At 45.4% G+C, this 13,851-nt stretch carries 13 protein-coding genes and 1 pseudogene; 7 read left to right on the plus strand and 7 right to left on the minus strand.

All coding sequences use genetic code 11. The annotated features are described in order from the left end of the window. The first annotated feature begins 66 nt into the window (after positions 1 to 66). A complete protein-coding gene (locus AXF12_RS08820; protein WP_066430357.1) occupies positions 67 to 810 on the plus strand; it encodes a lysophospholipid acyltransferase family protein in 744 nt (247 codons plus the stop codon). A 67-nt stretch (positions 811 to 877) separates the two neighbouring features. On the opposite strand, the gene rimM is transcribed toward AXF12_RS08820, so the two are convergent. Together rimM and AXF12_RS08830 are read right to left on the minus strand one after the other, a co-directional pair. Continuing rightward, complete coding sequence (gene rimM / locus AXF12_RS08825; RefSeq protein WP_066430362.1) at positions 878 to 1,408, minus strand: ribosome maturation factor RimM; 531 nt, start codon at positions 1,406 to 1,408, stop codon at positions 878 to 880. Between the two features lie 6 nt (positions 1,409 to 1,414). Beyond that, positions 1,415 to 1,933, minus strand: coding sequence for a 30S ribosomal protein S16 (locus AXF12_RS08830; RefSeq protein WP_066430364.1), 519 nt, complete (start codon positions 1,931 to 1,933; stop codon positions 1,415 to 1,417). Positions 1,934 to 2,369: 436 nt separating this feature from the next. Here AXF12_RS08830 and AXF12_RS08835 point away from each other — a divergent pair, with 436 nt between their 5' ends. From AXF12_RS08835 to AXF12_RS08845, 3 genes are read left to right on the plus strand one after another with little or no spacing between them, the layout of a single operon-like run. Further along, the gene (locus AXF12_RS08835; RefSeq protein WP_066430366.1) at positions 2,370 to 2,666 is read left to right on the plus strand and encodes a rhodanese-like domain-containing protein; all 297 of its coding nucleotides are present in this window, start codon (positions 2,370 to 2,372) and stop codon (positions 2,664 to 2,666) included. Between the two features lie 13 nt (positions 2,667 to 2,679). Next, positions 2,680 to 2,832 carry a hypothetical protein gene (locus tag AXF12_RS12320; RefSeq protein WP_095114509.1) on the plus strand — a complete coding sequence of 51 codons (153 nt, stop codon included), beginning with the start codon at positions 2,680 to 2,682 and terminating at the stop codon, positions 2,830 to 2,832. A 58-nt stretch (positions 2,833 to 2,890) separates the two neighbouring features. Continuing rightward, positions 2,891 to 5,230: an ATP-dependent helicase gene (locus tag AXF12_RS08845; protein ID WP_066430373.1), complete on the plus strand. Its 2,340-nt coding sequence runs from the start codon at positions 2,891 to 2,893 to the stop codon at positions 5,228 to 5,230. Between the two features lie 68 nt (positions 5,231 to 5,298). On the opposite strand, the gene AXF12_RS08850 is transcribed toward AXF12_RS08845, so the two are convergent. From AXF12_RS08850 to AXF12_RS08875, 5 genes and pseudogenes are all read right to left on the minus strand, one after another. Next, a complete protein-coding gene (locus AXF12_RS08850) occupies positions 5,299 to 6,339 on the minus strand; it encodes a glutaminyl-peptide cyclotransferase (protein ID WP_066430375.1) in 1,041 nt (346 codons plus the stop codon). A gap of 12 nt (positions 6,340 to 6,351) precedes the next feature. Next, positions 6,352 to 8,030: pseudogene (gene truB / locus AXF12_RS12700) on the minus strand (tRNA pseudouridine(55) synthase TruB). 1 nt (position 8,031) lies between these two features. After that, a complete protein-coding gene (locus AXF12_RS08865; RefSeq protein WP_066430380.1) occupies positions 8,032 to 8,700 on the minus strand; it encodes an epoxyqueuosine reductase QueH in 669 nt (222 codons plus the stop codon). A 157-nt stretch (positions 8,701 to 8,857) separates the two neighbouring features. Then, on the minus strand, positions 8,858 to 10,099 hold the full coding sequence (locus AXF12_RS08870; RefSeq protein ID WP_066430382.1) for an efflux RND transporter periplasmic adaptor subunit: 1,242 nt from the start codon (positions 10,097 to 10,099) through the stop codon (positions 8,858 to 8,860). Between the two features lie 34 nt (positions 10,100 to 10,133). Further along, positions 10,134 to 11,429, minus strand: a complete 1,296-nt coding sequence (locus AXF12_RS08875) for a TolC family protein (RefSeq protein ID WP_066430384.1) — start codon at positions 11,427 to 11,429, stop codon at positions 10,134 to 10,136. Positions 11,430 to 11,788: 359 nt separating this feature from the next. Here AXF12_RS08875 and prmA point away from each other — a divergent pair, with 359 nt between their 5' ends. From prmA to AXF12_RS08890, 3 genes are all read left to right on the plus strand, one after another. Then, positions 11,789 to 12,622, plus strand: coding sequence for a 50S ribosomal protein L11 methyltransferase (gene prmA, locus AXF12_RS08880; RefSeq protein WP_066430386.1), 834 nt, complete (start codon positions 11,789 to 11,791; stop codon positions 12,620 to 12,622). Positions 12,623 to 12,626: 4 nt separating this feature from the next. Further along, complete coding sequence (locus tag AXF12_RS08885) at positions 12,627 to 12,914, plus strand: ATP-dependent Clp protease adaptor ClpS (protein WP_066430390.1); 288 nt, start codon at positions 12,627 to 12,629, stop codon at positions 12,912 to 12,914. Between the two features lie 131 nt (positions 12,915 to 13,045). Next, positions 13,046 to 13,819, plus strand: a complete 774-nt coding sequence (locus AXF12_RS08890; protein ID WP_066430391.1) for a 3'-5' exonuclease — start codon at positions 13,046 to 13,048, stop codon at positions 13,817 to 13,819. Positions 13,820 to 13,851: the final 32 nt, after the last annotated feature.

Raw genomic sequence — 13,851 nt, forward strand, 5'->3', positions numbered from 1 at the left:
ACTCAGATCCTTCTTGTAGCATTATGCTCTTGAAGGATTTTTTATAATCTCCTATTATTTTTAGAAATGAAGATACTTTCCTATCCACTGAGCGTGCTACACTATCTTATCTTTGGTAGTTTATTACTTATATTTCACCCGTTGCAATGGATTGCTATTCATTGCTTTGGGCATAGAACGCACAAGGCTATTGTCGATTTTTTAACATTAGTGCTCACGCGTGTGTTGCTGCTTACGGGCAACTTGGTGATTTTTAGAAAAAAGGTAGCAATACCAAAAGATGCACCGTTGATTTTTGTGGCTAACCACCAGAGTATCTATGACATACCGCCACTTATCTGGTATTTGCGCGCGCACAGCGTTCGCTTTGTGGGCAAAAAGGAATTGGGCGGGGGGATACCAAGCATCACGATTAATTTAAGGCATAATGGCTCGGTGCTAATCGATCGCAAACGCCCTCAGGACGCGGTACCGCAACTCGAGGCTTTTGGCAAGGATCTGGAGGCTAAGTGCGAGGCTGGATTGATATTCCCCGAGGGGACGCGCAGCCGCAATGGGGTTCCTAAACCTTTTAAAACCAAAGGTTTGGAGAGCATCTTAAAGTATATGCCTAATGGTTACATCGTGCCTGTTACCATCAACAATTCTTGGAAGATTTTGCGCTACGGACAGTTTCCGCTTGGGATTTTTAACCGAGTAACATTCACCACACACGCGCCTATCAAGATTGATCCTAATGCAATAGAGGAGCAAATGGCAGCGGTAGAAGCGATCGTGAAATCGGAGATTATCTTACCGAATCGAGATTAACACTGGGTATAAAACACATAAAAACTGTCCAAAAATGGGGTTTACGCTCGTTTTCGGACAGTTTTAGTTATGCTTTGTAAAGTTCTATCAAACCTTCTGGTGTGTTCACTACGATTTTTTTGGTTTTTCTATCCACAGAAACTATAAATTCGTCGCTCACGGGGATGAGTATCTCATTTTGTGATGGGTCTTCTATCACAAATAGGGCTTGGTGGGCGTTTTCGTCGATATTTTTTATCTTCCCTACAGTTCCGTAGCGTTGGTCTTCTACGGAAAAGCCTATCACCTCGTGATAATAGAATTGGTTGCCTGTGAGTTTGGGCAGTAATGAGAGTGGCAGATAGAGCTTGCATCGCAATAGAGCTTCTGCGTCGGCTTCTGAGGCTACGTCTTCGAATTTTATGCGCAACAGGTCAGATTTGTGCAAAGAGGTTTTTTGCACGAAAAAAGGAACCAGATTATTGCCTATAGCAATAAAAACTGATTCCAATTGTTCGTACATCTCGGGGTCGTCGGAGTCTAATTTTACTAAGACTTCCCCTTTAAAACTAAACTTTGACACAATTGTTCCTACGAAAAAACAATCTTTAAGCGTCATACGTTGTTATGCCTCAGTTTCGTTAGTTTCCTGTGCGGGAGCTTCTTCAGCTTGTTCAGCTACGGGCTCCTCTGGTGCGGCTTGTGCTGCGAGTTTGCGCTTTTCGGCGGTTTCCTTCTCAGCTGCTAACGCTTTTATGCGCGCCTCTTCTTTTGCTTTGGCAAGTTGCTGTGTTTTTGAGCTGAGCTTGCCTTCTTTTTGCTCTAACCACGCTTGGAATTTAGCCTCTGCTTGCTCTTCTGTGAGTGCTCCTTTAGCAACACCTCCGAGCAAGTGGTACTTCAAGAGTACTCCTTTGTAAGAAAGGATACGACGTGCTGTATCGCTGGGTTGTGCACCGTTTTTGAGCCACTTGATCGAAGCATCGACATTAATCTCAATTTGTGCGGGGTTGCTTACTGGGTTGTAAGTCCCTAATTTTTCTAAGAATTTACCGTCTCTCTTAGCACGAGAGTCAGCAGCGACGATCCAGTAGAAAGGTTTTCCCTTTTTACCGTGTCTTTGTAATCTGATTTTTACTGGCATAAAATATTTAATTAGTGAGGTACTCGACCTCGTTATTAATTCGGCGGCAAAAGTACGACTTATTTTTGAACTGACAAAGGTTTTCACTAAAAATGTTTTTATTTTTCTCAAGAACCCTCAATTAAGTGAGCTGTGCAGTGCTTTTTTACATATCGTATGTAGTATCTTTTGGGAAGAAATCCAGCTATGGTTGGCTCTGAATCCGTTCTGAGTTCGTTCTGAGTTCGTTCTGAGTTCGTTCTGACTTCGTTCAGTGTTCGAGATGTGTTCGAGTGGTGTTCGGGATCCTTGGGGGCTGTTGCGAGATCCTTTGGGAAGCGTTCAGAGGCCGTGCGAGATAGGTAGGGGTGGCGTTCGGGAGTGTTTTTTTGATGAAAGCATATCAACATTGGAAAAAAAGTGCTATCTTTGCGGAGTGATTTAATTTAATTTCGAGATGCGTAAACATATTCCTATTGAAAGCTATAGCCCTGTGTCGGGACAGGTGCTCATTGACGTCCGTACGCCTGAGGAGTTCGCCCAAGGGCATATCGAGGGGGCTGTGAATATCAATTTCTTTGACCCTGACTTTGTGTCGCTTTTCAGAGACGAAGTGCCTAAGGAGATGGCGTTTTATATTTATTGTAAGAGCGGCGGGCGCAGTAGTAAGGCTGTCGCATTGTTGGAAGGCTTGGGTTACGAGGGAGCTATTCACTTGGATGGTGGTTTTGATCGTTGGGTGTGCTTTCATTAATAAGGTGGGTGGTATGGTGAGTTTTGAGTCGTATTTAGGTTTTTTATTGCTCATAGTAATGGTAGGGATGGGCTTTTGGTTGCTGGCTTTTATAGTGATGGTGGTAGTGCCCTATGGGCTTTGGGGTGCTATCAAAGAGCGTTTTTCTGCAAAGAAGAAGCGTTGAGATAGTTGCTATTTTATATTTCTTTTGTAATTTTGCAGCCCCATAGAAAGGTATATCAATGGAAGACTATTTATCATTGCTTAACGATGCACAGCGGGCACCTGTGTTGCAGAAAGAGGGTCCGCTGATGATTATTGCGGGTGCGGGCTCTGGCAAGACGCGTGTGCTTACCTATCGGATTGCCCACCTGATGCACGAGGGTGTGGATGGCTTTAACATCTTGGCGCTGACCTTTACTAATAAGGCGGCGAACGAGATGAAGAAGCGTATTGCCGACATTGTGGGGTACAGCGAGGCGCGCACGCTTTGGATGGGGACTTTCCACTCTATTTTTTCGCGTATTCTGCGCGCTGAGGCTGATAAATTAGGCTATCCGCAGAACTTTACTATCTATGACCAAGAGGACTCGCAACGGCTTATCCGTGGGATTATCAAGGAAATGGAGCTGGATAAGGACGTTTACAAATACAAGCCGATCGCTAATCGCATTTCTTCGTTTAAGAACAACCTTATCACGGTGCGCGCTTACTTTAATAACCCTGAATTGATGGAGCAGGATGCGATGAGCAAGCGCCCTCGATTGGGAGAGATTTATCAAGAGTATGTAGACCGCTGTTTTAAGGCGGGGGCTATGGATTTTGACGATCTCTTGCTCAAAACCAATGAATTGCTAAATGTTTATCCCGATGTGCTGGCAAAGTATCAGCAGCGTTTTAGGTATATTTTGGTAGATGAGTATCAGGACACGAACCACTCGCAGTACCTGATAGTGAAGGCTTTAGCTGACCGTTTCCAGAATATATGCGTGGTGGGCGATGACGCTCAGAGTATTTACGCCTTCCGCGGGGCTAATATTAACAATATACTGAATTTCAAGCACGATTACCCACGGGCTAAGGAGTATCGCTTGGAGCAGAATTACCGCTCGACGAAGAACATTGTGGAGGCTGCCAATTCGGTGATTGAGCACAACAAAGTGCGGCTCGAAAAGGTGGTGTGGACGGCTAATGAGATGGGCGAGCCGCTAAAAGTGCATCGCAGTGCTACGGACGCTGACGAAGGGCGCTTTGTGGCGGGGTCAATCTTTGAGAACAAGATGCAGCACCAGTTGCCTAACGGGCATTTTGCGGTGCTCTATCGCACCAACTCACAGTCGCGTGCCATTGAGGATGCCTTGCGCAAGCGGGATATTCCGTATCGCATCTACGGCGGACTCTCGTTCTATCAACGCAAGGAAATAAAGGATATGCTGGCGTATCTGCGGCTGATTATCAACCCGAATGATGAGGAAGCATTGGTGCGCATCATCAACTTCCCTGCGCGTGGTATTGGCGACACTACTATGGAGAAGCTGACCTTAGCGGCAAGCCACTATAAGAAGTCGATCTTTGAAGTGATGTACAACATCAACAAGCTTCCCGACTTACACATACAAAGCAATACAAAGCAGAAACTCACTGATTTTGTGGTGATGATACTCAACCTGCGGGCGTACAGCAAGGAGGCGAATGCCTTTGAGGTGGCTGAGCAGGTGGCGCGCAAAACGGGTTTGCTGCAAGAGTTTAAGAAGGATGGTACGCCTGAGGGCATTGCGCGAATGGAGAATGTTGAGGAGATGCTCAATGGTATCAAGGACTTTGTTGAAGGGCAGGAAGATGTGGCAGACAGCACGGGTAGCCTCAATGAGTACTTGGAAGATATTGCGCTGGCGACTGACTTGGATAAGGATGTGGACGACGATGACCGCGTTGCCTTGATGACCATACATTTGGCTAAGGGTTTGGAGTTCCCCTACGTGTACATCGTAGGTATGGAAGAGGATTTGTTTCCGTCGGCACTAAGTGTAAACTCGCGGGCGGAGTTGGAGGAAGAGCGGCGGCTTTTCTATGTGGCATTGACGCGTGCCGAAAAGCAGGCTTATCTGACTTATGCCGAGAACCGTTACCGCTGGGGAAAGCTGAGTGAATCGGAGCCCAGCAGGTTTATCGACGAGATTGACGACCGCTATTTGGAGTACCTAACCCCTATGCTGCAGAATGCAAATTACCGCTATAAGCCTTTGATAGACAGAGATGTTTTTGGCGAGGTGGACAAGAGCAAGTTGCGTTTGCAGAAGCCTATCAGTGGTACGCCACCAGCCGCTAACGCCCCTACGGGTGAGCAAGCGGTGAAGCTACGCAAGCTAAAGCCTGTGAACGGGTTGGCAGATAAGGGCAGCAATGACAGTGGCAGTGCAGGTGGGTTACAGGTAGGGACCATAGTGGAACACGCACGTTTTGGGCGCGGGAAAGTGCTCTCGGTAGAAGGCGCAGGCAACGACCGCAAGGCACAGATACAGTTTGAAGTCGGCGGTATTAAGAACATACTATTGCGCTTTGCTAGATTGGAGATTGTGTAAGTATCAAATAATAGCGAAGGCTGTGCTTTAAATAAAGCACAGCCTTCGCTATTATCTATTCTACTTTTTTATTTAATAAATACTACTTCAAATATTTTGCTCCAGCGTTTGCCTGTAATGAAGAAGGTTTTGCGCTGTGGGTGATAAGCGATACCATTAAGGACATCAAGATTAGGAGTTTGCTCTACTTTGTCCTTTAAGCCTCGCACGTCTACTACACCTTCAATAGCACCGTTGTGCGGGTTGATAATCATTATACCATCTTTGAGAAAGGTATTGGCGTAGATTTTACCTTCGGCGTACTCTAACTCATTAGCATTAGAGAAGATAGAGGTATTAGTACAGAGTTGTAGACTATCAACCTCGCTAAAAGTCTCTGGATGGAGTATCCATATTTTCTCAGAGCCATCACTCTTGTAGAGCTTGTCTTTACCATTATGACAGAGCCCCCAGCCTTCTTTGCTTTTGTGATAAGGGAACGAGCGCAGGTAGTTTAAGTTCTTATCATAGATAAAGCCTACTGCTTCTCGCCAAGTGAGCTGCAGCACTTGGTCGTTAAATACAGTTGCCCCTTCACCAAAGTACTGCGCTTTCAAAGGAACGTTCTTATAAACCTGCCCTGTGAAAGGGTTCCATTTACGTATTACTGACTCGCCATATTCGCCTGTACTTTCTACCAACGTATCGCCGATAAACTCCAATCCTTGGGTAAAAGCGGTTTTATCGTGTGGATATTCTGCAATGATTTTGTAGTGATAAATCTCAGGAGCGGCTTTTGCTAATACTGTAATTTCTTTCTGAGCCGTAAAACGTTTGCCATCGGTAGTTAATAGATCTACTTTAAGTTTTTGTTTGCCAAGAGGTATATCTTTGAGCACTACTTTATCTGCTTTTGAGGGCAGTGAAATAGTGTGTAGCGTATGCAATTCTTGCTTGATGTCTTCACTAAATTGCTTATTGGTAAGATATACCTCAATAGTATCTCCCTCATGATATTCGCTTTGTATAGGTCTCAACTGTATCGTAAAGGCTGCCTGTGCTGTTGTAGTTTTCTTGCAGCTATTTAAGACAGATAGTATTAAAGTGATATAAAGTATCTTTTTCAGCATAGTTCTCTTAATCTACCTCTTACTTTGGAAGGTATATGTAATGGTTCCTGTTTGTTCCTTTTTGCCAGTTACTGCATTAAATCGTGCGCGTTGAGCATACTGCAAGGAGTTTTCTATAAGACAGTCATCAGTAGTGGTTGAATTGATCTTGTCAAGAGCTGTACGTATCACCCTACCTGTGTCATCTACGGTAATAATCACCACCACAGTACCTTGTTTTTCACAAGTAAATATAGGATTAGGTATATTTCCTGTCCTTCCTGTGAGTGCGTATTTCACTAAGGTATTTTTGTTAGCCTTATTGGATTGTTGAGGTTTTTCTAAGGTCTTTTGCATATCGTTATCAGCAGGCAATACAATATTCGTATTAGGACTCTTAACATTTACTAACTCTTCCTTAGCTGATTCCATTTCTTGTGCTGCTCGCTCAGCCATTAATTCGTCGAGCGACTTAAACATATCGGAGTGCTGCAACTCAGCATTCGCTTCGTTATATGCACTGGTAGTCAGGCGGGCAGTGCTATGCTCCAAGGGTAGATCTGCCTGAGGTTGTTCTTCAAGTTTTGGAGGCTCATAAGGCAGATCTTCGGGAGTAAGCGCCATCTCTATCATTATCTCCTTAGGCATATTATTGAGCTGCATTGCCATTAGTGTTACTACGGTGCCAAAGAGTATCAATAGCGTTAGTATCAGCGCTTTATCTGAACTTGAGAACATTGAGAAGAAGTAACGAAACTCTTTTTTAACTGCTGACTGTCTTTTCTTTCGGCGCCTACCAAAGATAGCCTCCATATTCAGATCTGATATAGGTTTAGGTCGCTGATGTGATGCAGCGCGTTCTTGTTCACGCTCTTCATAGAACTCATTTACACTCTTGCGCTTTGTGAGTTTCTCATTGAGTGTAGTTTTCCCACTACCGAAACGGTCATTAAGTGTCTGCCCACTTTTGCGGAGAAATCTATCAACGATTGTTGTGAGAATAATAGGTCGTATCATAGTCGTGGTATATGTTTTATTATGAATTCATCAGGTGAGAGGGCTTCTGCCACATCGTAATCCCCTATCTTAGTACGTCTGAGCGCTGATAGGTATGCCCCTGAACCAAGCACCTTACCCATATCATTTGCCAAGGAACGCACGTAAGTACCTTTGCTGCATTCCACTTCAAAATGCAAAAGCGGAAACTCAGTGGTATCAAGTTCAAATCGGTGTACCTGCACTTTGCGTGTGGGCACTTCGATGGCTTCTCCCTCGCGAGCAAACTCATACAGCCTTTTACCTGCACGCTTAATTGCTGAGAACACAGGTGGTACTTGCTCTATTTCACCTACAAACTGCTGCCGTACAATCTCTATCTTCTCAGGGGTAATATGCTCGGTGGGGTAATGAACTTCCACCTCAGTCTCCATATCATACGAAGGGGTGGTTGCCCCCACAGTGATCGTACCTGTATAGGTCTTTACAGCGTCTTGTATCTCTGTTATTTTCTTAGTAAACTTACCCGTGCAAACCACTAATAGCCCCGATGCCAAAGGATCAAGCGTGCCTGCGTGTCCTATCTTTATTTTCTTCTGCTTGTAGTGCCTGAGGATCGCCCATTTAATCTTGTTGACTGCTTGAAATGACGACCAGCCCAGCGGCTTATCAATCAGCAATATGCGTCCTTCGGCAAACTCTTCTGCTGTGATCATCTTATTTAGCTTCTTTTAAAGGTGTAACTTCACCGTAGAACTTCTCTCCGATGCGTATGCGCTCTTGCCCGTTCTCTACTCTTCGCCTATTGGCATCACGCAGCGAATACGCACAACCACAATACTCCTGCATATAAAACTTCTCACGCTTGCAGATATTGAGCATACACGCCTGCCCACCTTTCTTACGCCAATTATAATCCCAGTAGGTCAATCCTTCATACCTCGAAACTGCTTTCTGCCCACTTTGGGTTACTTGGTCAAAGTTCTTCCAACGTGAAATTCCCAGCGAGCTACTCATCACATCAAAGCCGTGTTCGTAGGCATACAAAGCCGCACGCTCTAAGCGCATATCAAAGCATACCTCACAGCGCTTGCCGCGTTCAGGCTCAAACTCCATCCCCTTCACACGTGCATACCAGATATCAGGGTCATAGTCCGCATCAATGATAGGCACACCACACTGCTCAGCAAAGCGTATATTCTCATCCTTGCGCAAGTCGTACTCCTTACGTGGGTGGATATTAGGGTTATAGAAGTAAATTGTAAAGTCAATCCCCGAAGCGATAATCGCCTCTATAATCCCCCCAGAACAAGGAGCACAACAGGTGTGCAGCAGTAAACGCTTCCCTTCATTGGGCAACGTCAATTTCTCATAAGCTAATTCCATACAAATATCTAAGCTCTACTTTTCGGTGGCAAAGATATAACAAAATCACAAAACAGCATTCATTTCACCTTGTAAAAATACTGTAAAAAGTATTATTACCTATATTACAAGCGCCTTTTAGCAATTATTCCTTATCAAATATAGAGACTCGATCACTTTATTTATTCCCCGTTTGAACAGGGTCGTTATTCTTTAGCAATTTAGTAATGGTGCTATACGGACCTGTGATGATCGTCTCCCCTTTGCTCACCCCCGAGATGATTTCTATATTCACATTATCCTGAATACCAGTATCAACTGCTCTTAGTTCAGCTTTGCCATTCTTCAACACATACACTGCCTCAGTTCGCTTATCTGCCTCTGCTTTTGGAGTCTTGGGGTCAATCTCCGAGCGCTTCTTTATAATAATAGCACTGATAGGTACTGCCACCACATCCTTTTTGGTATTGGTAAGGATATCCACCGTTGCAGTCATCCCTGGTCGGAAAGGCGAATAACCTTCAGGCTTGCCTACCAAAAGGTCTTTGTACGAATCCTCCTCAATATGGATCTTCACCTTGAAGTTCGTCACCTGATCCACGCTCGTAGTCGAGTTGGCTGTATTGGCAATATTAGTCACTCTCCCCTTAAAAACACGCTTCAGGTAAGCATCTACCTCAATATTAACACTGTCGCCTATCTTTACTTTAACGATATCATTTTCATTAACATCTACCTCTACCTCCATACTTCGCAAGTTCGCCAGGCGCATAATTTCAGTCCCCGACATCTGTATTGTACCTACTACGCGCTCACCAAGCTCTACACTCAGCTTAGAAATCGTTCCATTCGTAGGGGCATAAATCACCGTCTTCTTCAAATTATCTTGAGCTTCTGATACAGTTGCCATCGCACTTTGCACATTAAAGCGCGCCGACTCGCGATTTGCCTTTGCCCCTTCGTAAGTAGCTACAACCTTATCCCAATCCGACTTTGAGATGACCCCCTTATCATACAAAGTCTTACTGCGTTTATAGCTTTCCTCAGCCTCTTTCAGGGTCGCTTCTGTTTGCTGTTGCGAAGCTCGTGTCGTCTGAAGGCTCGCAATACTACGCTTCACACCCGACTGGTAAATATCAGGATTGATGCGCACCAAAAGGTCACCCTTCTTCACTTGCTGTCCTTCCTTTACAGGGAGCTCAATAATCTCACCCGACACTTCCGACGATAGCTTTACCTCAAGCTCAGGCTGTATCTTACCCGTAGCCGACACCTTCTGCGTCAATGTAGAAAGCTCCACTTGTGCTACCTCCACCTGCAAAGCATCGTTATTTCCTCCAAAAACACCCGCTTTTTTAAGAATAATAAGCAATAATATCACTGCCGCAATAGCGATGATAATAATAGTCCTTTTCTTCATATATAAAATACTTTTATTTACTGATTATCAACCTCTAATGAGCAAAATAATACTCCAACACCTTCACTTTGAATAGGTATTTATATTTAGCCGCAATGGCATCTGTCTCAGCCTTTTCCTCCTGATATTTCGCTTGATTATAGTCAAAAGTAGTCATCAGCCCTACTTTGTGGCGCTCCTCAGCGTATGCAAACGACTGTCGTTTTGCCTCTGCCGTCTTTTCACTTGCCTCATACAGCTTCTTAGCACTGGCTGCATCCGTATAAGCTTCATAGATATTCTTCTCCATCGTCAATTCAGCCTGCTCTTTAGCAAACTGGCTCTTCAACAGATTGAGCTGCTGCCTCTTCACACTCCCCAATGTATTAAATCCATTGAGTATCGGGATATTCAGTGAAAGCCCCGCAAACATCCCCTTATTCGCATCCAATTGCTTCCAGAACTCCTCAGGCTGGCTCTTCGACCAACGCGTATTATAGCCCCACTGAGCCGAAAGACGCGGTGTATAGCCCGAACGCGACACCTTCAAACTGCTCTCCGCCAGCGCTACATTTGCCTCAGCGATCTTCACCTCACGCATCACCTCCTTTGCCTTAGCGTAAATCTCTTGTGGCGAACGGTTTAAGATATCCGTATGCTCTCCCTCAAGAGGTAAATCAGCAACGTCAAAACTCTGATACTCTTTCAAAAGCAACAGCTGCGCAAGCCCCATCTTAGCGATGAACAAAGCATTTTCAGTGGCAATAATCTCCTGCTCTTGCCCCAGTACCGTCGCATCCGCCTCATAGACGTCCCCTTTCGGCAATGAACCCGCTGCAATCAAATCACGCGTACGAGCAGCACTCTGCTTCGAAACCTCCAATTGCGCTTGCAGCACTTTGAGTTTCTCCTTCTGCGAAAGCACCTCTAAATAAGCATTGATCAGCGAAAGCACTATGTCATCCTTCATCTTATCAAGCTGATACTGAGCTGCAACCCCATTGAGCTTCGCCTGTTGCAATTTGCGCCAGTTCTGCAAACCGTTAAAAAGCGTCAGCTCCACATTCACACCCCCCGAAGCCGACTGAAAGAACTGATTCTCATACTGGTTCGTCACAGGGTTCACATTCTTCCCCTCATTGAGCCCATACTGAGCGCTCGCGTTTACCGAAGGCAGAAAAGCCCCACGCGCCTGCAACAAATCAATATCCGTAGCCTTCAAATCCACTGCCGACCGCTGCACCGAAATATTGTGCTCAAGCGCATAACTAATACATTCATCAAGCGTCCAAAGGTGCTGTGAATACCCTATCGCAGGTAGTAAAAATAAGTAAATCAGTCTCTTCATCATATACTATTGGGCTCCTGACCCTTTCTTTTACAACAAAATGTGAGCACAAAGATAAACAATATTTTTCAATCTACGCACAAAAATACTATTTTTTAACTTTTTTTAAAATTCTCACACAAAAAAATCACTGCTCCCAATCCTAATATAATTGCCATTTTTAAACCAAAAATTCAGAAAACAATACCGCATCATTTCTCTCAAAAAGAAAATCACACTGAAAAACAAAACTATTTTCAAACGGTTCCCTATCGGATTCACTTCGGATCACCTCTGAAGAAAACCCCTTCAGAAAATATTTCTATTCATCTTCCGCACTGTTTAAGCAAAAATACGTACCTTTGTAGCCTCAATATAAGTATATGCAGAACTATATAGAATACGACTTTACCATCACCCCCCGCGAGGTAGGTGCTGAGATATTAGTGGCTGAGCTCGCCGAGGTGGGCTTTGAAAGCTTCGTAGATACCGAGGGCGGACTCTTAGCCTATATCCAAGAGCCCTTGTGGAACGAGGCAATCCTCAGTGATATTTACATCCTGCAAAACCCTGATTTCACCGTCTCCTACACCTATAAGACCATTCCACAAGTCAATTGGAATGAGGAGTGGGAAAAGAACTTCGACCCTATCGTAGTCGAGGGAGCCTGCACCGTGCGCGCCTCCTTCCACCCTGCGGCAACCACCCCTTATGAGATTGTCATCACCCCGAAGATGAGTTTCGGCACAGGCCACCACGAGACTACCTATATGATGCTCCAATTCCTGCTCACACTCGACCTGAAGGACAAGGGCGTGCTTGATATGGGCTGTGGCACCAGTGTGCTCGCCATTATGGCAGAAAAGCGCGGCGCAGCAGAAGTGTTGGCAGTGGACATTGACGACTGGTGCGTTGAAAACTCCCTTGAGAACATAGCGCACAACGCCTGCGAGCACATTTCCGTATTGCTGGGCGACGCCTCACAACTCAACGGACGCACCTTCGACCTTATTATTGCCAATATCAACCGCAATATCCTCCTTGCCGACATCCCTCACTATGCTGCCTCACTCACCCACGGCGGCACCCTATTGCTCAGCGGCTTCTACACCGAAGATATACCCGCCATCACCGAGCAATGCACCGCCCACGCACTTCGTTTTGTACAAAACTTAGAGCGCAACAACTGGGCAGCCGTTCAATTTACAAAACAATAACCCTATGGTAATCAGCAACCACTCCGAAGAAACCCTTACCCAAACAGTCGTGAAAGAGGCCATTGACGAGGTCAGCACCTTAGTACTCTACAACGACGATGTGCACACCTTTGATTATGTGATAGAGACCTTAGTGCGTGTATGCGAACACACTTACGAGCAGGCAGAGCAATGTGCCATTATCGTGCACTACAAAGGCAAGTGCGACGTGAAAAGCGGCAGTTACGACTACCTCAGTCCTCTCTGCGAAGCCCTCCTCGAGGCAGGTCTCACCGCAATGATCGAAGGTTGAGCTGTCCCCTCTACCCTACTCCACCCTCGGCAAAAGTTGTAGAGAGTTCCCCTTAGGTTAAATTTTTTCTCCCTTTCCGCTTTCTATTTGCCAAAAACTTTGTACCTTTGCCCCATTAATAACAACAAAGTATGGAACTGAAATTAACACGCCCCATCGTCTTTTTTGACTTAGAAACCACAGGTATTGACATCATCCGCGACCGCATCGTGGAGATTTCCATCCTCAAGGTATACCCCAACGGCAATAAGGAGAGCAAAACCTGGCTCGTCAATCCGATGATGCCCATCCCTAAGCAGGCGTCAGAGGTGCATGGCATCACCGACGAGCGTGTGGCGGGCGAGCCCACCTTCCGCGAGCTGGCAAAACAAATCCACGGGATGATCAAAGATGCTGATTTGGCAGGCTACAACTCCGACCGCTTCGATATCCCACTGCTGGCTGAGGAGATGCTCCGTGCCGACATTGATTTCGACCTCAAGAACCGTGTAGCCGTTGATGTGCAGACGATCTTCCACAAGATGGAACAGCGCACCCTCAGTGCCGCTTATAAGTTCTACTGTGGTAAGGAACTCGTAAACGCACACTCGGCAAGTGCTGATACCAATGCAACTTACGAAATACTAAAAGCCCAGCTGGATCGTTACCCCGAGCTTGAGAACAACATTAAAGCCCTGAGCGAATTCACCTACCGCAAGCAGGCAGTCGATTTTGCTGGCTTCATCGTCTATAATGATAAAGGTGAGGAAGTGTTTAGTTTTGGAAAGCACAAAGGCAGGCGCGTGGAGGACATCTTTAGCGAGGAACCTGGCTACTTCGGTTGGCTGCTCGGTGCCGATTTCCCACTGTACACCAAGAAGGTACTAACAGCCATACGACTAAAAAAGTTAGGACTTAAACAATAAGAGGAAAGCCCTACAACAAATAATTTGATAAG

It is taken from the genome of Capnocytophaga haemolytica, assembly GCF_001553545.1.
In the GTDB taxonomy this organism is placed as follows: domain Bacteria; phylum Bacteroidota; class Bacteroidia; order Flavobacteriales; family Flavobacteriaceae; genus Capnocytophaga; species Capnocytophaga haemolytica.